Origin of the sequence: Delftia sp. WSY_10, from assembly GCF_043104705.1 — a bacterium.
Taxonomy (GTDB): domain Bacteria; phylum Pseudomonadota; class Gammaproteobacteria; order Burkholderiales; family Burkholderiaceae_C; genus Comamonas; species Comamonas tsuruhatensis.
The window spans coordinates 147,443-164,897 of sequence record NZ_JBICKY010000015.1 but is presented as its reverse complement, the minus strand read 5'-3'; the positions used below and the strand labels follow the sequence as shown (position 1 = coordinate 164,897).

The following is a 17,455-nucleotide window of genomic DNA, read 5'->3' as shown; positions in this document are numbered from 1 at the left end:
GGCCGTCCCCAACATGCATTTGTCCAGACGCGAATTCCTCGGCGCCGGCGTGGCCGCCGCCTGTGCCTCGCTGGTCGGTTGCGCGGCCTCGGCGCCCGTGTCGGGCAGTTTCCTGCAGCCGTGGCGCAGCCATCTGGAGATGCCGCGCGACCAATGGCGCCAGCGCCTGGCCGCCACCCAGGCGCTGGGCTGCCGCGAGCTGTTCGTGCAATGGAGCGGCCTGCTGGGCGATACCGAGGCGGACAGCTGGATGCTGGCCGACGCGCAGATCGCCGACCTGCTGGACATCTGCACCGAACTGGGCATGGGCGTGCACCTGGGCCTGCCCTATGACGAGCGCTGGTGGAAGCAGATCAGCCTTGACAACGCCGCAGGCCCTGCGCCCTACCTGGCGCATATCGCCGAGCTGGGCGCCAGCCACATGTACGCCAGCACCTGGCCGCGCCATGCGGCCTTTCGCGGCTGGTACATCCCCTACGAGCTGGAGCAGTACCACTGGGCCGCGCCCGAGCGCATCGAGCTGCTGGTGAGCGCGCTGCAACCGCTGGCCCAGGCGGCAGCGGCCACATCCGGCCAGGTGCCCGGCATCTCCACCTATTTCAGCCAGCTGCAGACCCTGGGCAGCCTGCCCACGCTGTGGAGCATCCTGCTGGACCGCGTGTCCCTGCGCCCCATGGTGCAGGACGGCGTGGGCGTGGCGGGCCTGGGCAACTACGAGGCGCTGGCGCCGCTGCAGCAGATGCTGCTCGAGCGCAGGGCGCCGTTCGATCTCATCGTGGAGCTGTTCGAGCAACTGCCGCCCGCGCGGCCCGATGGCTCGGACTTCCAGGCGCGCACGGCCAGCTTCGAGCGCGTGCGTCGCCAATGGGACGTGGCCCGCGACTACGGCGCCCAGCGCGTCGTTGCCTTCGCCATCGATCCCTGGGTGCTGAACGACACGCCCGAAGCCCGGCAACTGCTACGCGGGTGGAAATCCGCCGCGCGCTGAGCGGCAGGCGGCCGGGTCAGAAGCGCTTGGCGATGATCTCTCGCAGGATCTCGCTGCTTCCGCCGAAGATGCGCAGTGCCCTTGCATCGGCCCAGGCACGGCCGATGCCGTATTCCGCCATGTAGCCGTAGCCGCCGTGCAGCTGCAGCAGCTCGTCCAGCACCTGGCCCTGCAGCTCGGTGGCGTTGAGCTTGGCCATGGCGGCGGTGACGGAGTCCAGCGAGCCTTCCATGTGCTGGGCCAGGCAGTCGTCCAGGAAGACGCGCAGCATGGTGGTCCTGGCCAGGGCGTCGGCGAACTTGAAGCGGGTGTTCTGGTAGTCGAGCACGCGGCGCCCGAAGACCTTGCGGTTGCGCACGAACTCGGCAGCCTCGTCCAGCATGCCTTCGGTGGAGGCCGCCGCACGCAGCGCGATCGCCAGCCGCTCCTGCGCCAGCTCCTGCGTCACATGCTCGAAGGCGGCGTTCTCGCGCCCCAGCAGGTGGTCGGCCGGCAGGTGCAGTTCGTCGAAGAACAGCTCGCAGGTGTCCTGGCTGTGCTGGCCTATCTTGCGCAGTGCCGGTCCCTTGCCCAGACCCTTCATGCCTTCTTCCACCACGAACAGCGACAGGCCGCGCGCGCCCAGGTCGGGCTCGGTGCTGGCCAGCACCACCATCAGGCCGGCGTTGACGCCGTTGGTGATGAAGGTTTTCTGGCCGTTGAGCACGTAGCCGCCGCCCTCACTCTCGCTCTTGCGGCGGGCGCGCGTGCGCACGGCCTTGAGGTCGCTGCCCGCGCCGGGCTCGGTCAGGGCGATGGCGCCTATCAGCTCGCCTGTGGCCATGCGCGGCAGCCAGCGGTCCTTCTGCACCTGCGTGCCGAAGTTCCAGAGATAGGGGGCCACCATGTCGGAATGGATGGAAAAGCCGATGCCCAGGCAGTTGGCGCGCGCCAGCGCCTCGATGACCACGGCCGCGTGGCCGAAGTCCCCGCCCTGGCCGTAGGGCGGGGGCAGGTCGCAGTTGAGCAGGCCGCTGTCGCCGGCCTTGCGCCACAGGGCGCGCGGCGTGATGCCCTCGGCCTCCCAGTCATTGATGTGGGGCAGGATCTCGGTGGCCACGAATCGGTCCACCTGTTCCTTGAACAGCAGGTGGTCTTCACGCAATACGGAGCGGGTTCGCATGTCTGTGTCGGTCTCCTTGGGCCGGGTCAGGGGCGATAGGTGTCGGTGGCGCTGGCCTGGCCGCGCAGCACGGGGGAGGCGGCCGTACCCGTCATGAACAGGCTGTAGTGGTCGCCCGGCTGCAGCTGGGGCAGTGCCAGCGGCGCGCTGGCCGCAGTGGCGCATGTGGCGGCGAGCTGGGCGCTGACCGGGTTGATGGAGCGGCTGGCCGACCTGGCGGGCGCCACGCCCGTGAACAGCGGCGTGCCCGTCCCGGCGATCTTGAGCCCGCCTTCGGTGCAATCGTCGATCAGGTTGTAGAAGCGCAGCTCGGCCTTGAGCGCGTCCTGGCTGCCGCCGGAGTCGTCGATGGCCGTGAAGCGCGCGGCCGCGTTCTTGCCCTGGCGCTGCGGCACCAGGGTGGTGAAGCTGCCCGGCGCCACCTTCATGCTGCCGGCGCTCTTGCCGTCCAGCTGGATGGCAAAGGGCGTGTCGCCCTTGACGATGGCGTAGCTGCTGGCCGGCTTGCTGCCGGACAGCGTCTGCTCGGGGCCGTCGGCGATCTTCACGCGCAGGCTGCCCGCGTCGGGGTGGACCACGCGCACGAAGGACGAGCCTGCGGGGGGGCGCGCGGCGTACAGCTGGGCCAGCGTGCCTTCGGCATGCGCTGCAGGCAGGCAGGACAGGGCCGCCAGCCCGGCCAGGGTGAACAGTGCTTGGCGCCTCACAGCGGAAAAAACGGAAGTCATGCCTGCAGATCCTTGTTTCATTGGGCGGGGCGCATGCGCGAGTCGAGGTACATGCGCTCCAGTTGCTTGCGGTCGGCCTTGTCGGTCTGGGTCAGCGGAAAGCCATGGCAGGCCAGCAGTTCCGATGGAATCATGTAGGGCGGCACGCGCTGGGCCAGCAGTTCGCGCCATCCGGCCAGGTCTTCGGGCAGGGGGTGCATGCCGGGCGGGCCGCTGCGGTCCAGGTCCACGAAGCCGATCATGCGCACGATGAAGCCGTCGGGCCGCTTGAGCGCCACCGCCGCGCCCGCGCGCACGCCGGGCAGGGTGGCCAGCACGGCATCGACCTCGGCCAGCTCGATGCGGTAGCCGTGCATCTTGATCTGGTCATCGCGCCGGCCGTGGAAGGTGACCAGGCCCTCGCCGTCGATCTCGCCCAGGTCGCCCGTGCGGTAGCCGCGCTTGCCGTTGCGCATGAACATGCGTGTGGCGTGCAGGTCGGGGCGGTTGAGGTAGCCGCGCATCACATGGTCGCCGGCCACGCAGATCTCGCCTTCGTCCAGGAAGACGTCGGCATAGGGCTTGGCCCGGCCGATGGGAAAGGGCAGCGGCGCGCGCTGGCGCAGCGCGGGGTCGATCTCCACCCAGGTGGTGGAGCAGGTGGCCTCGGTGGGACCGTAGGAGTTGATGATGCGCGCCTGGGGAAAGCGGCTCCACAGCGCCTCGGCCACGGTGGGCGTGAGCGATTCGGCGCCGAAGACGAAGACGCGCAGGTCGGGCAGGTGCTGCTGGTCGAAGTCGGCATCCAGCAGCTGCTGGCGCACGAAGGAGGGCGTGGATGCCCAGACGTTCACATGGGTGCGCGCCAGGTAGGCGGCAAAGGCCTGGCGGTCGGCAATGGTCTCGCGCGCGCACAGCACGCAGGCACCGCCCGTGACCAGGGCGCCCATCCAGTTGAACAGCGAAAAGTCGAAGCTGAACAGCATCTGGTCCATGAACACCGGCGCCTCGCCCAGGGCCAGGCAGTCGCGTATCCAGCCGGCGAACAGGCCCATGCTCTCGCGCCCGATCTGCACGCCCTTGGGATCGCCCGTGCTGCCCGAGGTGAACATGATGTAGGCCAGCGATTTTTCCTGCAGCGGCTGCGCGGCGATGCTGGTGTCCACAAAGCTGCGGGCCTGCGCGTCGTAGCGCAGGCCGGCCTGCACCAGCGTGGCGATGCGCGCCATGCGCTCGGCCGGGTTGATCACGTCCACGGGGACAAAGGGCACGCCCAGGCGCAGGCAGCCGAGGATGGCCACGAGAAAGGCCGTCTCCTTGTGCCCCGTGATCAGCAGCGGCTCGTCGCGGCGAGCGCCGCGCGCCAGCGCCTGCTGCTCCCATTGCTCCACGGCCTGGGCCAGTTGCTGCCAGCTCAGCGTGCCGGCGGCATCGATGACGGCCGGCCGCTGCGTGCCGGCGTCGGGCTCGATGAAGTCGAAGCGGTCAAAACTGAATCGCATGCGGGCTCCTTGCGGCGGTGGGTGGATGGGGATGGCTGCGCAGGCCGTGCCGACAGTGCCGGCGTCTCATCACGCCTTGCGCTGCTCGGCCACGTACTGCGCCAGCGTTTGCACGGACTCCAGGTGCAGGTCGATCTCCGATGGCGGTATCTTGACGCCGAATTCCTTCTCGATGGCCAGGGCCACGTCCACGGCGGACAGCGAGTCCACCAGGCCCGATTCGAGCAGCAGCGTATCGGGCTCGACCGAGGTCAGGATGATGGCTCCGATGATCTGGGCAATCTTGGTTTCGATGTCATTGTGGGACATGCTTTTTTCTCCAACAGGCGTTTCAGAACTGGAAATACAGGAAGCGGGTTTCCTTGTGCAGGTTGACCAGGCACAGGAAGAGCAGGACCAGGGTCACGGCCGTCCAGCCCGCGCTGGGGCGCCAGCGCATCCAGGCCCGGGGCGCCTCCTGCACCTTGAACATGGCGGGCGAGAAGCGGCCCAGGATCTGGTGGGCATTGGGCGTGAACCAGGCAATGGCCAGCAGCAGCAGCACCAGGGCCAGCTGCATATGGTGGCCTATGGCCAGGCGGATGGCATCGCCCAGTGCCAGTCCCTGGACGTGGGACAGCGACTCCAGCGCCTCCACGCCGCGCAGGCCGGCCATGCCCTTGAGCAGCAGCATGGCGTCGCCCACGCCGTGGGCGCGGAAGAAGGTCTGGGCGATGAGCACGGCGATGAAGGTGATGACAACGCACAGCGCCTGCACGCCCCGGCCCGATTTGCGGGCGGCGGCCGGCTTGCGGCTGACCACGAAGATGCGCCAGGCATGGTTGACCGACAGGTAGAAGGCATGCAGCAGGCCGAAGATCACGTACTGCAGGCCGGCGCCGTGCCAGATGCCCGCCAGCCCCATGGTGAACAGCGTGGGCACGACGATGGTGGCCGCAAAGCCGCCCGGCGTGCGCGCGGCGCTCGATCCCACGGACAGCCCGCGCTTTTCGCGTGCGCGCGAGATGGCCATGGCCACGGGGTAGTACAGGTAGGCCGTGAGGTAGCGTGTCAGCGTCATGTGCCAGCGCGCCCAGAAGTCGATGATGCTGCCGGCCTTGTAGGGCGAGTTGAAGTTCAGCGGGAAACGGATGCCGAACATGCGCGCCAGGCCCAGGGCCATGTCCGAATAGCCCGAGAAGTCGAAGTACAGCTGCAGCGCGTAGCTGAGGCTGGCGCCCCAGGCGGCCCAGAACTGCAGCTCGCCGGGCGCGGCGAAGCCGGCGTCCGCATAGGGTGCGATCTCGTCGGCCAGCAGCACCTTCTTGGCCAGGCCGATCACGAACAGCGTGCCCCCGATGGACAGGTTGTCCGCGCGGAACCGGTAGTTATCCGGCTGCGCGAACTGCGGCATCATTTCCTTGTGGTGCAGGATGGGCCCCGCGATCAGGTGCGGGAAGAAGGTCACGAACAGCACGTAGCTGAGCAGGCTGCGTTCCTTGACGATGCCCGAGCGGCAGTCCAGCAGGTAGCCGATCTGGGTGAAGGTGAAGAACGAGATGCCCAGGGGCAGGATCAGCTCGTGCATGCCGCCCTGCGTCAGCCCCCATTCGCCCAGGAAGTTGAACAGGGTGGCGAAGTACTTGTAGTGGAACAGTGCCGCCAGGTCCGCGCCCACGCCCAGCGCAGTCACCAGCCCCTGCAGCCGCGCATGGCCGGCAAAGCGCAGGATCAGCCGGCTCACCACGTAGTTGAAGGCAATGGACAGGGCCAGCAGGGCGACGAACTGCGGGTTCCACCAGCCATAGAAGACGAAGGACGTCAGGCACAGCCAGAACGCGGCCAGCCGCAGGCTGATGGCGCCGGCCAGGTAGTGGCCCGCCAGCGCGATGGGCAGGAACAGCAGCAGGAAAAGATAGGAGTTGAACAGCATGTAGCGGGCGGTTTCACGCAGGCGGGGAGGCGGCGTCCAGCTCCTTGAGCGCCGCTTTTTCATCGTCCGTCAGGGGCAGGGACAAGGTGTTTTCCGAGAACTCCCAGATCACCAGCCGCAGGCTGGCCGGCCAGGAGGCGCGGCGCTTGAGGGCGGACACCATGGCGCCGCTGAACTGGCCGCCATCCATGCTGAGGTTCCAGACTTCATGGCCCAGCGCGCGGCCCAGCTGTGGCGCGAAATTGCTGCGCAGGCCGTTGGAGCTGCCGGCCAGCAGCACCTGCACGGGCGGCGTCTCGTCCAGCAGGCCGCCGCCGCGCACGGGGGTGATGGCCTGGGGGCGTATTTCGTCGCGCTGCGGGCGCCAGCCTGCCGGTGCGTCGGCCAGGCCGGCCAGGGCCAGCAGGTCGCCGGGCAAGGGCTGCAGCGGCCCGGGTGCAGACTCCTCGAAGGCCTGGCTGCCGCGCTGCCCGCCCAGCAGCGGCAGCGCGGCCCGGGCCACGGCCAGGGCGGCGGCGCGTGCGCCCTCGGCGTTCATGTGCACGTCGGTGCGAAAGAACACGGGCTGCGTCTGCTCCTGGGCCTGCAGGGCGGGGCGCAGGTCGGCAAAGGCAATGCCGTCGGCCTGCAGGCGCTGCTGCCACAGGTCCAGGCGCTGGAGCATCACGGGTGCCACGGGCAGGCCGCACAGGTGGTCGGCCTCGATGCGCGACTTGTCGGGCACGGCCACCACCAGGGTGGCAATGCCCTTGTCCTGCAACTGCCGTGTCCAGTGGCGCAGCAGGCGCTGGCGCGCCTCGAAGGGCGCGGCGCCTACCCCGGGCTGGGGCCGCAGGCCGTCGCGGTAGAACATCCACTGCGGGCAGCCCAGGGCCACCTGCGCGCCTGTATCGCCCAGCAGGCGATAGCGCAGCGCGGCCTGGCCGGTTTCCAGCGAGGACTGCGCAGGCAGGCGCAGGCCCTTGTTCAGCGCCGTGCCCGCGCGGCCATCGAGCCAGGCCGACAGCTGCAGCTCGCCGGCCTTGGGGCCGTGGCGGGCCAGCGACCAACCACCCCAGGCCAGGCCCGACAGCAGCAGGGCGCCCCAGATCCAGGCATTGCGCCGGTGGCCCTTGTCGGTTTGCAGGTCTTGCGCGGCTTGGTCCACGGGTCAGCCCTTGAGTGCGGCGCGCAGCCGCTCCAGCCAGGTGGCGTTGGGCATGAGCGAGGCGTTGTCCCACTGGCCGGCCGCGTTGGGGCCGTAGCTGTAGGTGGGCTCGAACATCTGCCACACCAGCACCTGGGGCTTGTGGGACTTGAAGGCCGGCGACTCCAGGTACTCCAGCAGCATGGTCCACTGGCCCACGTTGCCGGGCTTCCAGTTCAGCGAGACGGGGCGGTCCAGCAGGCTGGAGAGCTTTTGCGGAAAGCCGAAGTAGGGCTGGACCATGCTGTGGCCCGTCACATGGACAGGCGCGGGCTCGTCGTCGAGCAAGCCCTTGGCCGGAGCCTGGCGGCGCACGGTATAGACCTCGCGGCCCACCTGCTTGCGCTCTTCGGCGGTGAGAAAGAGCTCGGCCAGGTCGCCATAGCGGCGCTCGGTGACGGTGTCGCCCAGGGCCAGGCCGCTGCCGGCGCTGCCGGCCAGCTGGGGCACCTCGCCCTGGACCATGCGGGCGGTGGCCTCGGCCGTGGCGTCGGCTGCCGCCTGGGTCCAGTGCTGGTCGGTGCGGTAGAACACGTCCTTGCCGCTGTCGCGCACGGTGCGCAGCACGGCCTCGTCGTCGAAGCTGGGAATGCCTGCGCCCTGCAGCGCCTGCAGCACCTGCTTGTAGCGGCCCTGGACATCGGCGCTCATGGCCTTGCCATCGGGCATTTTGTCAGCGTAGAAGCGCACCTTGTCGGGCAGCAGCAGCACCTGCAGCTTCACGCCGCGCGCGGCCAGCAGGTTGCGCGCCTCGGTGATCAGCCGCGTGGATTCCGTGATGCCGGCGCGGTCCACCTGGGTCAGGCTGCCCCAGCCCGGAAACAGCCAGCCGTCCTTGCCCCTGAGAACGATGGAGGAGCTGTCCTGTGCCTGTGCCGTTCCCTGCGCTGCCAGCGCGCCCAGCACCAGGGCGCAGCCGGCCAGCCCGCGTGCGGCGCGCGCCATGCCCGAGCGCAGTCCGTGCAGGGCGGGGCGGGGTGCTTGCTTGGTCGAATCCATGGGAGCTTTCTCCTTTTCTCTTGTCTGTGTGGTGGCGGCGGCGGGGCGGGGCTTTCAATAGGACAGCGTCAGCGTCATGAACAGGCCCTTGGCGCGGTCGGCCTGGCCGCCGCCGATGTTGAAGCGGTACTGCATGGACCAGTCCAGATAGGACTGGGCCGTGCTGTAGTGGCTTTCGCGGAACCATTGGCGCAGGCTGATGCCCACGCCGGCGCTGGCCGACCAGCTGCTGCCATTGCCTTGCAGGGCCAGGGTCTGTCCCTGCTGGGCGGCCAATTGGGCTGCGGTGGGCGTGGCGCCAGGGGCGGCCTGCAGGGAACGCACTTGCACGCGGTTCCTCTGTTTGATCCAGTCGGCCGCGACCACGCCGAACGGGAAGATCACCAGGCCCTGGTTGATGCCGTCGGCGCGGAAGCTGCGCCCGATGCGGGCCTCGGTGGAGAAGAACCATTGCTCGCGCTTGTAGCGGCCCGAGCCGTCGCCCACCACGGCGCCATTGGTCTGGTCTGTCAGCGTGAAGCGCGAGGCCATGCTCTGGTTGGCATAGCCGGCCTGGCTGTAGCCTTCCATGGTGAACCAGCTGGAGCGGTCCGTGCGCCGGCCCGTGCCTTCGTAGAAGCCGTGGGTGACATAGGCCAGCCAGCCGCCCTGGCCCGCGCCCGCGCTGTACTTGGCCGAGATGGGATTGCCCAGTGCCGGGCCCGTGGGGTTGAGCGGATCGCGCCCGCTCATCAGGCAGCGCAGCTGGGGCGATTCAGGCGTGATGAAGCCCGAGCGCGTGGCGGAGCCGATGTTGAACTGGCGCTCTATGCCGAAGGTCAGCGCGTACTTGGTGGACGGCGTGAAGCGCATGCCCAGCGAGCCCGTGGTGGTGGGCAGGCCCGAGATGCCGCGGTTGTCGCCTGCCTGCACATTGATGGGCAGGCCCGTGCAGGGGTCGATGGCGCTTTGGCCCAGCGTGGTGCCGCCCCCGTCATGCAAGGTGCTGCCCAGCCGTCCGTAGACATCGAAGATGCGCGTCGATGAGTTGAGGAAGTTGGACGGGCGCCAGTAGGCCTCGGCCGTGCCGAAGACGGCGTCGCCGGCCTGGGTGAGGATGCCGTCCGAGAATGCGCGCCCCGCAGGCCGCGCGCCCCGGTAGCCCAGGGAGACGATGGCGCCCCATTCGCGCGAGTAGCCGGAGACGGCGCTGCGCGCGTTCTCGCGCTGGCCCGGCGTCAGCTTGGCGGTGCCGGCATCGTCCAGGTCGATGGCTTGCTTGAAGGTGCGCACGGCGCCCCGGCTGTCGCCGGTGCCGGCCAGGGCATAGCCCTCGTCCAGCATGGCGCCCGCAGGTGCCTCGCCCGTGGCGCGGGCGGCACGAAAATCCTGCAGCGCCTTGGCCGGCTCTTCCTGGCGCGAGTACAGGTAGCCGCGCTGCATCAGCAGCTGGGCGTCGTTGGGGGTGAGGGACAGGGACTTGTCCAGCCGCAGCAGGGCCTGGCCCTGCTGGTCGCGGTTGCCTGCGGCCAGCGTGGTGGTCAGCAGCTTTTGCAGCTGCTCGTTGTCGGGGTCCTGCTCCACGGCCGTTTGCGCATGTTCGATGGCAGCCTTGTAGTCCTGGCGCGCGTAGGCCGCATAGGCCTGGGCGCTGGGGCCGCCTGCGCCCTGGGCATCGGAGGGCTGCAGCTCGCAGACCGTTCCGTAGGGCGTGTCGCGGCAGTCCTGCAGCGGCGGCGGGTAGTCGGCCATGGCCAGGGTCTGCGAGGCACCGCGCGTATCGGCCACCATGGGCGTGTCGCGGCCCGGGCGAAGCCCATCGGCTTGCTTGAGGCGGCGGGCCACGGCTTCATCCTGTGCCGGCATGGGCGCCAGCAGCGCGCGGGCGCGTGCCGCATCGCCCGCAGCCAGGGCTGCGTCGGCCGCGATCAGGCGCAGGTTGGCCGATTGCTTTTCGTCCAGCCAGTCCTGCTTGAGCACGTCGTCGAAGTCCTCGTTGGCCAGCGTGGTCTTGCCCTGGCGCTGGCGTATGTAGCCGCGCATGCCCAGGGCGGCCGTGTCCTCGTTGTCCTGCGCCAGTGCCTCGTCGGCAGCCTTTTCCGCGTCGGGCAGTTGCTCGGCCAGCATGAGCGAGGTGATCAGCAGCAAGCGGTGCGATGCCGTTCCCGGCGCCAGCGCCACGGCCTCGCGCGCAAAGGGCACGGCCTGCGCCGGGTTGTTGGCGATCAGCGCCTGGTAGGCCTTTTGCGCGGGCAGCACGGCCTGGCTGCGGCGCAGGGTCTGGCGCTTGGCCACCAGGTCGCTTTTGTTGGGAGGCTCCAGGGCCAGGGCGGCATCTGCGGCCTCGATGGCGGCTCCCAGCTGGTCCTGGGCTTCCAGCGCACCAATCCACAGCAATGCCCATTGGCCTTGCGTGGAGTCCAGGCGAAAGGCCTGCTCGGCCTTGCGCGCGCTGTCTGCGTAGTTCCTGGCGTTGTAGTCGGCGTAGGCCTCGGTGGCGATGGGAAAGGCCTTGTTGTAGGCCTCGGAGGCCGTGGCCGCGCCGCCACCTGCGGCGGCCCCGCCTGCCGCAGCCGCGCGCACATTCGTCTCGGCCTGCTGCAGCGTGGCCTCGTCCATCCCGGCGGCGCGGGCCGAGGCGATGGCCTTGAGCGCTTCCTCGTTCTTGCCCTGCCTTTGCAGCGAGTAGATCAGCAGCATGCGCAGGCGCAACAGGTCGGGACGCAGCTGTATGGCCGATGCGGCGGCGCTGGCGGCCCGCGCAAAGCGGCCGGCCTGGTAATGGGCATAGGCCTGGTTGGCGAGCTGCCATGCGCGGCCCCTGAGCGGCGCCTCGGCCTTGACGGCTGCTGCGGCCTGCGGCCAGGCCGGCGGCGCGTTCCAGCCGGCGCCCAGCAGGGCGGCCAGGGTGAGTGGGCGAACGAGGGGTGCGAGACGCTTCATATGCCGGCCCTTGGTGTGCTTGGATTGCCTGTTGCGGCCAAGCCGGGATGTGCCGGGGGATCGGTGGGCTCCCCCTGCTGGAAGCTGATGGCCTCGCGCAGCGTGGCCTCGTCGAGCCAGCCTTGCTCCATGAGGATGGCGCCCAGCGGGCGGCGTTCGCGCCGCTGGATCTCCAGCGCGCTGGCCAGCCGGGTTTCGTCGATGGCCTGCCAGGACAGCAGCAGCTCGCCCAGGCGCTGGCGCTGGTGCACCAACTGGTCTGTGGAGGGGAAGTCGTGCATGGTCTTGTCCCAGGCCAGGCGCTTGCCCGTGACCAGGTGGGCGATGAACAGCTTCCAGGCGCGCGCCGCTGCCATGGCATTGATGAAGTTGCCGATCACCATGCGCGGGACGGACAGCAAGGCGTGCTCCCAGCCGTACAGGCGCGAGACGAACCAGGCGCGCTGCACCACGCGCAGCAGCAGGGCGACAACGTTGATGCTCATCAGCGTCACCAGCCAGCCATTGGGGGCGAACAGGGAGGGGTAGTAGACCGTCCACCAGCCCATGTGGTCGGCCAGCAGGAAGACCAGGAAGTTCAGCAGCAGCAGATAGGCCAGGATGGCCACGAAGGAGGTCACCAGCCCTTTGCGGTCGCGGAACAGCAGGTACTTGGTGGACAGCGGCCCGGCCCAGCCGACCTGGCTCCAGCCCTGCAGGCCGATGCCCAGCGTCCAGCGCGCCTTTTGCCGGTAGGCGGTCTTGAAGGTGTTGGGAAAGAACTCGCGTATGCCCAGCGGCATGGTCAGCGTGGACACCTTTTCCTTGCCCAGGCCGAACAGCGGCTTGCGCCGTATCACGTAGTCCACGGGGAATTTGCCGAAGATCTGCTTCATGCCCCGGCGCGCCAGCCGCGCGCCGATGTCGTAGTCCTCGGTCAGCGTGTCGGTGTTGAAGGGCTGGTTGTGGGTCTCGGCCGCCAGCTCCTCCATCGCCTTGCGCGAAAAGCAGGTGCCCACGCCGGCCGAGGGCACCATGTGCGACATGCTCTCGCGCACCACCAGGTCCTTGGTGTGCCATTCGGCGAATTCGTCCATGTAGGTGCCGGCCACCAGCTCGTACCACTCGCGCTCCAGGGAGGTCACGGGCAGCTGGATGAAGTCCATGCGCGGCAGCAGGTAGTTGTAGTACTTGAGCTCCAGCGGGTGCAGCACGTCCTCGCTGTCGTGCAGGATCACGCCGGCAAAGGGCTCTGGCTGCAGCGTGTTCTGCTGGAAGATGGCCTGCACGATCCAGTTGAGGCAGTCGGCCTTGCAGGTGGGGCCGTCATGGGGCACCTCCACGCGGACCAGCTGGCGGTAGCGCCGGCGCATGCGCTCGACCTCGTTCTTGGTGCGCTCGTCGTTGCGGTAGGTGCCCACGAAGATCATGTAGTTCTTGTAGTCCAGCGTGCCCACCATGCTCTCGAGCATGGGCGCGATCACGTCGTACTCCAGCCAGGCCGGCACCATGATGGCCAGCGGCTTTTCCTCGACCTCCTGCAACTGCTGTGCCTTGAGCGGCTGGTAGCGGCGCTTGACGGTCAGCGCGCGCCAGGCCTCGCGCACCCAGTACCAGGCATCGATGAACAGGTCATCGATGCTGGACAGCAGGATGATGACGGCCACCACGGCGCTGGTGATCTCCAGCGCGTGGTAGTAGTCGGCCACCAGGTAGGGCCAGTAGAGGGAAGAGATCATGGTGATCGCCTCATGCCGTCGTCATCGTGGCTCGGGCCCGGCTCAGTGCCTGGGCTGCTTGCTGCGCGCCACCGCCCAGGCCAGCAGCACCAGCAGCACCACCACGACCAGCGCAATGGCGATGCCGGGCACGCTCCAGGACAGGAAGTTGCGCCATTCGTGGAAGGCGCCTTCGCGCGGACCGGACGGAATGCCGGCATCGGGGTTGCTGCTGTCCACCCAGGCCAGAGGGCCGTCACCGCCGATCACGGCGATGTTGCCGCGATTGAGCAGGAAGGGCTCGCCCAGGCCGCCAGTCCACTCGCCGATGGCACGCCACAGCACGCCCTGCTGGCCGCCGGCAGTGACCACTTCGGCCGAGGACAGCTGTTTCAGCCCCTTGATTTCCAGCCAGTCCAGCGACTTGCCGCGAATGCGCAGCTGCTGACCGTCCGTGACCGTCACCAGGGGCTTGGCGCCGTCCACCGGCACCTCCATGGCCACGAAGGGCATGGAAGGCTTGGCGGGCGCATCGGCCTGGGCCACGACCAGCTCGGCCTGCGAGGCCGACAGGCCGCTGGCGGCTGCCAGGTTGGCCATGCGCTCCAGCGCGGCCGGCGCGGCCGACAGGTAGCTGGCAGGCACCAGCAGCTGCGACCTGGCGCCCAGCAGGGGCAGCAGGCCGATGAAGCTGCCGTTGGGCTCGGCCTTGCCGGGCGTCACATAGCTGATGGCCGGCAGCACGCTGGCGGGATAGGGCTGGGGAATCTCGTTGCAGTCGGCCGAGTAGGGCTGGCGCTGCACCGACACGCGCAAGGTGTTGTTGATGCCCAGCGCGTAGCCGGGCACGCGGGCGCGCAGGCGCTCGGGCTGGCCGTTGGCGTCCAGCTGGCGGGCCGACAGCAGCATGCCGTTCCAGAACAGCGTGGCCACGGGGCGCGTGGCCGAGGCGCCGGGGGCTGCGGCCACGTACAGCGTGATCTCGCCCGGCATCCGGCCCTGCGAGGCGACGGCACTCAGCGGGAAGTTCATCGTCCACTCGCCGCGCGACAGCACGTCGAAGCTGTCGGGGCTGCCGCCCAGGCTGGACAGGCGTATGCCCTTGGCCTCGTCCCATTGCGGGGGCTGGGCCGCAGCCACCGTCACGTTGTCGCTGACCAGCAGGCGCTGCAGGGCGGCCTCCTGCAGGCCGGCCACGCGCGCACCCGCATCGGAGGCCACGGCCAGCACCATCTGGCGGCCCATGGGCAAGGCTCGCAGTTGCTGCGAGGCCAGCGCCTCGCTGGCCAGCGGCGCGCGGCGGGCACGCCATTGCTGCAGCGCCTGGCCCGCATCGGGGTCGGCCGCCAGCTGGGCCTGCAGGGCCGCGAAGGCGGCGGTCAGGCGCTGCTGCAGTGCCTTGTCGGCCACCACGATGTCGCCGCTGACCTGGGCGGCCCCCAGCATGAGCAGCGCGCCCAGTTCGGCGTCACTGGCCAGCTTGTGCTGGGGCTCGGCGCCCCGCAGCGCGGCAAAGGCGGGCACGCCGGCCAGGGCGGCGGGAACCTCCAGGCCGCGCAGGTCGATCACCTCGCCCACGGCAGGAAGGGCCCGTACCTGCATGCGCCTGTTGTTGCGCTGCAGGCTGGCGCCGATGCGCCAGGCGCTGTCGAACGAGGCCTGCTCCAGCTGCCTGCCCGACACCAGCACGGTGGTGCGCACGGGCAGGGTGTTCCAGACATCCTCGATGGTGCGCACATCGCGCGGGTCCACGCGGTAGCTCAGGCGTGTCTGCGGCGAGATGGTCAGCGAGTTGGCGAGGGAGTGGTTTTCGTCGCAGCGCTGCTGGCTGTTGTTGCGGTTGCGCCAGTTCACGCCCAGGCGAACGAAGTCGCTGGCGCGCGCAGGCTGGGCCACGGGCAGGTTGCGCTGCAGCGTGCCTTCGCCGTCCGGCACGGTCTGGGATACGGCCGGCGTACCGTTGAGCGAGATCACCACGGTCGAGGTCCCGGGCTCTCCCTTCAGGTAGCGGCCATCGAAGGCGATGCTGGCATCGCCCAGAGGCAGGCCGCGCGGCACGGGCAGGTAGAAGTCCTGGGTGGCCGTGCCGGCCAGCACGACCGGGTCGACAATGCCCAGCTCCTTGAGCGTGACGCTGCGCTGCAGCCCGTCGCTGGCGCCCAGCTGCCGTATGGCGTCACCCAGCGCCGAGGCGGATGCCGTCTGGGCGAACAGGGCGCCCAGGCCCAGCAGCGAACCCAGCGCCCAGCGGGCCCCGGTGCGGGAAAACGAATGGCGGTGGATGGTCGGTTGCATGGGGGGCCTCTTTTTCACTTCGGTGCTCGGTTCGTGACGCGATTCGTGACACGTTCAGTTGCTGCAGGGCGGCTGCCGTTGCGTTGGGACTGGCGGCCTTCAGGCCGGCGCCAGGCCCTTGCCCATGGTGGCGAGGATGCCTGCCGGTCCGGCGGCAAACTCCTCGAAGGGCTGTCCCAGCAAGGCCCGTACGATGCGCTGCGAGGCCCGTCCGTCGCCATAGGGATTGATGCGGCGCGCGAACGAGGCGCGGTGGCCTTCATCGGTCAGCAGGCGGTTCACCTCGGCCACGATGCGCGCGCGCTGCGTGCCCACCAGCAGCACGGTGCCGGCCGATACGGCCTCGGGCCGCTCGGTCACATCGCGCATCACCAGCACGGGCTTGCCCAGGTAGGGTGCTTCCTCCTGCACTCCGCCGGAATCGGTCAGGATGATGCGGGCCCGCTGCATGAACCAGACGAAGTCCACATAGTCCAGCGGATCGATGAGGCGGATGTTGTCCATGCCGCCCAGCGTACGCATGACCACCTCGCGCACGGCAGGATTGAAGTGCACCGGGTAGACGATGAGCAGGTCCGGATGGCGCCGCGCCAGCTCGGCCAGCGCGGCGCAGATGTTCTGGAAGCCTTCGCCGAAGTTCTCGCGCCGGTGGCCCGTGACCAGCAGCAGCGGGCGCTGCGCGTCCACCCAGGGATGGCGCCCGGCAATGTCGCGGGCCAGCTCGGGCCGGGCATCGAGCCGGTCGCACAGCGTGGCCAGCGCATCGATGACGGTATTGCCGGTCACGGCGATGCGGCCCTGCAGGTTCTCGCGCAGCAGGTTGGCACGCGACGTGGGCGTGGGCGCGAACATCCACTGGCTGACCACATCGACCACGCGGCGGTTCATTTCCTCGGGAAAGGGCTGGGCCAGATCCCCCGTGCGCAGGCCGGCTTCCACATGGCCCACGGGAATGCGCCGGTGAAATGCTGCCAGCGCACAGGCCGTGGCCGTGCTGGTGTCGCCGTGCACGAGCACGTAGTCGGGCTTTTCCTGCTCCAGCACGCCGTCGGCGCCCGCCACCACGCGGGAGAACAGGCCGTTGAGTGTCTGGCTGGGTTGCATGACGGCCAGGTCGTGCCGGGCCTGCAGGCCGAACAGCTCCATCACCTGGTCCAGCATCTGGCGATGCTGGCCCGTCACGCACACCACGCTTTCGATGCCGCGCGTCTGCGACAGGGCCGTCACCAGCGGCGCCATCTTGATGGCCTCGGGACGGGTCCCGAAAAACGAAAGAATTTTCATGCCAACCCCTTTGCGTCTTCTTGTGCTCTTCGCTCCTGCGTTGTTCTGGTGCTCCGCGCCCGGAGAGCGGGGGCCGTCTCAGCCCGAGGGCGGGCCGGGCAGGCTGCAAGGCGGTGTGGAATATACGTCGGGTTTTTGGCTTTTTCGATCGGCTTGGCGTCTCTGATTGAAAACTATCGTCAATTGAGTGAAATTGACGGAAATTAAGAGGACTTGAAGGGATTTTGTGACATTGCTTTCCATTTGGAACCTCCGTCGGATCTCTCACCCTGCAGCCTCTTGCGGCTGGGCCTGAATGCTTGTTCGCGCCGCGCTGCGGTTGCACAAAGCTGCGCGCCTGGGTGCTTTGTTGCAGCTAGTACATCACTGAAACAAGGCTGTGCCTGTCGGACACCTGCGTATTGCATGCCCAGGCAGGGGTCTGCGCAAGGCTTGAGGGGCAGGTGCAGCCTGTGACTTTCCCTGATGCGCAGACGGCCTGCCGGGTGGACGCGGCGCGAGGCTGCGCAGGGCAGGGCCCGGGCCGAATGCAGGCCCGGAAACGAAAACGGGCCCCGTGTAGGGGCCCGTTTTGCTGGGTGTATGGCGGAGAGGGCGGGATTCGAACCCGCGGTGGGGATTAGCCCACACACGCTTTCCAGGCGTGCGACTTAAACCGCTCATCCACCTCTCCGAAGCCCTCGATTGTAGCAGTGATTTCGGGCGTCCACGGTAAGAAACTGGTGCCGGCTGCGCTGGCCCGTGCGGCGATGGTTGCCCCACTCAGGGCCTGCAGTGCAACCGTGGCAATGCCGGGTGTTG

The 17,455-nt window shown here is 68.9% G+C and carries 12 protein-coding genes and 1 tRNA gene; 1 reads left to right on the top strand and 12 read right to left on the bottom strand.

The genetic code is table 11. From position 1 onward, the window contains the following. Positions 1–13: 13 nt before the first annotated feature. A complete protein-coding gene (locus tag ACF8ML_RS07115) occupies positions 14–988 on the top strand; it encodes a DUF4434 domain-containing protein (RefSeq protein WP_016449893.1) in 975 nt (324 codons plus the stop codon). Between the two features lie 16 nt (positions 989–1,004). Here ACF8ML_RS07115 and ACF8ML_RS07110 read toward each other — a convergent pair whose 3' ends face one another. The 12 genes from ACF8ML_RS07110 to ACF8ML_RS07055 form a co-directional block, all read right to left on the bottom strand. Then, complete coding sequence (locus ACF8ML_RS07110; protein ID WP_016452419.1) at positions 1,005–2,150, bottom strand: acyl-CoA dehydrogenase family protein; 1,146 nt, start codon at positions 2,148–2,150, stop codon at positions 1,005–1,007. A 26-nt stretch (positions 2,151–2,176) separates the two neighbouring features. Further along, on the bottom strand, positions 2,177–2,878 hold the full coding sequence (locus tag ACF8ML_RS07105; protein WP_392406775.1) for an alginate O-acetyltransferase AlgF: 702 nt from the start codon (positions 2,876–2,878) through the stop codon (positions 2,177–2,179). 17 nt (positions 2,879–2,895) lie between these two features. Further along, on the bottom strand, positions 2,896–4,359 hold the full coding sequence (locus ACF8ML_RS07100; protein ID WP_392406773.1) for an AMP-binding protein: 1,464 nt from the start codon (positions 4,357–4,359) through the stop codon (positions 2,896–2,898). Between the two features lie 69 nt (positions 4,360–4,428). Then, a complete protein-coding gene (locus ACF8ML_RS07095) occupies positions 4,429–4,668 on the bottom strand; it encodes an acyl carrier protein (RefSeq protein ID WP_016449889.1) in 240 nt (79 codons plus the stop codon). Between the two features lie 22 nt (positions 4,669–4,690). Beyond that, on the bottom strand, positions 4,691–6,271 hold the full coding sequence (locus ACF8ML_RS07090) for an MBOAT family protein (RefSeq protein ID WP_016452417.1): 1,581 nt from the start codon (positions 6,269–6,271) through the stop codon (positions 4,691–4,693). Positions 6,272–6,284: 13 nt separating this feature from the next. Beyond that, positions 6,285–7,418, bottom strand: coding sequence for a cell division protein FtsQ (locus ACF8ML_RS07085; RefSeq protein ID WP_154834665.1), 1,134 nt, complete (start codon positions 7,416–7,418; stop codon positions 6,285–6,287). A 3-nt stretch (positions 7,419–7,421) separates the two neighbouring features. Further along, entirely contained in the window at positions 7,422–8,456 is a 1,035-nt protein-coding gene (locus ACF8ML_RS07080; RefSeq protein WP_392406770.1) for a twin-arginine translocation pathway signal, read from the bottom strand. A 54-nt stretch (positions 8,457–8,510) separates the two neighbouring features. Further along, the gene (locus ACF8ML_RS07075) at positions 8,511–11,378 is read right to left on the bottom strand and encodes a tetratricopeptide repeat protein (protein WP_392406768.1); all 2,868 of its coding nucleotides are present in this window, start codon (positions 11,376–11,378) and stop codon (positions 8,511–8,513) included. After that, positions 11,375–13,096, bottom strand: a complete 1,722-nt coding sequence (locus ACF8ML_RS07070; RefSeq protein WP_392406767.1) for a glycosyl transferase family protein — start codon at positions 13,094–13,096, stop codon at positions 11,375–11,377. Before ACF8ML_RS07070 ends, ACF8ML_RS07075 begins: the two co-directional genes overlap by 4 nt. 42 nt (positions 13,097–13,138) lie before the next feature. Then, positions 13,139–15,370, bottom strand: coding sequence for a hypothetical protein (locus ACF8ML_RS07065; RefSeq protein WP_392406766.1), 2,232 nt, complete (start codon positions 15,368–15,370; stop codon positions 13,139–13,141). Positions 15,371–15,469: 99 nt separating this feature from the next. Then, a complete protein-coding gene (gene wecB / locus ACF8ML_RS07060; RefSeq protein WP_016452411.1) occupies positions 15,470–16,654 on the bottom strand; it encodes a non-hydrolyzing UDP-N-acetylglucosamine 2-epimerase in 1,185 nt (394 codons plus the stop codon). A 583-nt stretch (positions 16,655–17,237) separates the two neighbouring features. Then, positions 17,238–17,327 (bottom strand) — tRNA-Ser (locus ACF8ML_RS07055). Between the last annotated feature and the right edge of the window lie 128 nt (positions 17,328–17,455).

Coding starts and splice junctions, on each gene's coding strand:
- ACF8ML_RS07115 (WP_016449893.1), top strand. CDS start 14: ATGCATTTGTCCAGACGCGAATTCCTCGGCGCCGGCGTGGCCGCCGCC.
- ACF8ML_RS07110 (WP_016452419.1), bottom strand. CDS start 2,150: ATGCGAACCCGCTCCGTATTGCGTGAAGACCACCTGCTGTTCAAGGAA.
- ACF8ML_RS07080 (WP_392406770.1), bottom strand. CDS start 8,456: ATGGATTCGACCAAGCAAGCACCCCGCCCCGCCCTGCACGGACTGCGC.
- ACF8ML_RS07065 (WP_392406766.1), bottom strand. CDS start 15,370: ATGCAACCGACCATCCACCGCCATTCGTTTTCCCGCACCGGGGCCCGC.
- ACF8ML_RS07095 (WP_016449889.1), bottom strand. CDS start 4,668: ATGTCCCACAATGACATCGAAACCAAGATTGCCCAGATCATCGGAGCC.
- ACF8ML_RS07075 (WP_392406768.1), bottom strand. CDS start 11,378: ATGAAGCGTCTCGCACCCCTCGTTCGCCCACTCACCCTGGCCGCCCTG.
- ACF8ML_RS07105 (WP_392406775.1), bottom strand. CDS start 2,878: ATGACTTCCGTTTTTTCCGCTGTGAGGCGCCAAGCACTGTTCACCCTG.
- wecB (WP_016452411.1), bottom strand. CDS start 16,654: ATGAAAATTCTTTCGTTTTTCGGGACCCGTCCCGAGGCCATCAAGATG.
- ACF8ML_RS07090 (WP_016452417.1), bottom strand. CDS start 6,271: ATGCTGTTCAACTCCTATCTTTTCCTGCTGCTGTTCCTGCCCATCGCG.
- ACF8ML_RS07070 (WP_392406767.1), bottom strand. CDS start 13,096: ATGATCTCTTCCCTCTACTGGCCCTACCTGGTGGCCGACTACTACCAC.
- ACF8ML_RS07100 (WP_392406773.1), bottom strand. CDS start 4,359: ATGCGATTCAGTTTTGACCGCTTCGACTTCATCGAGCCCGACGCCGGC.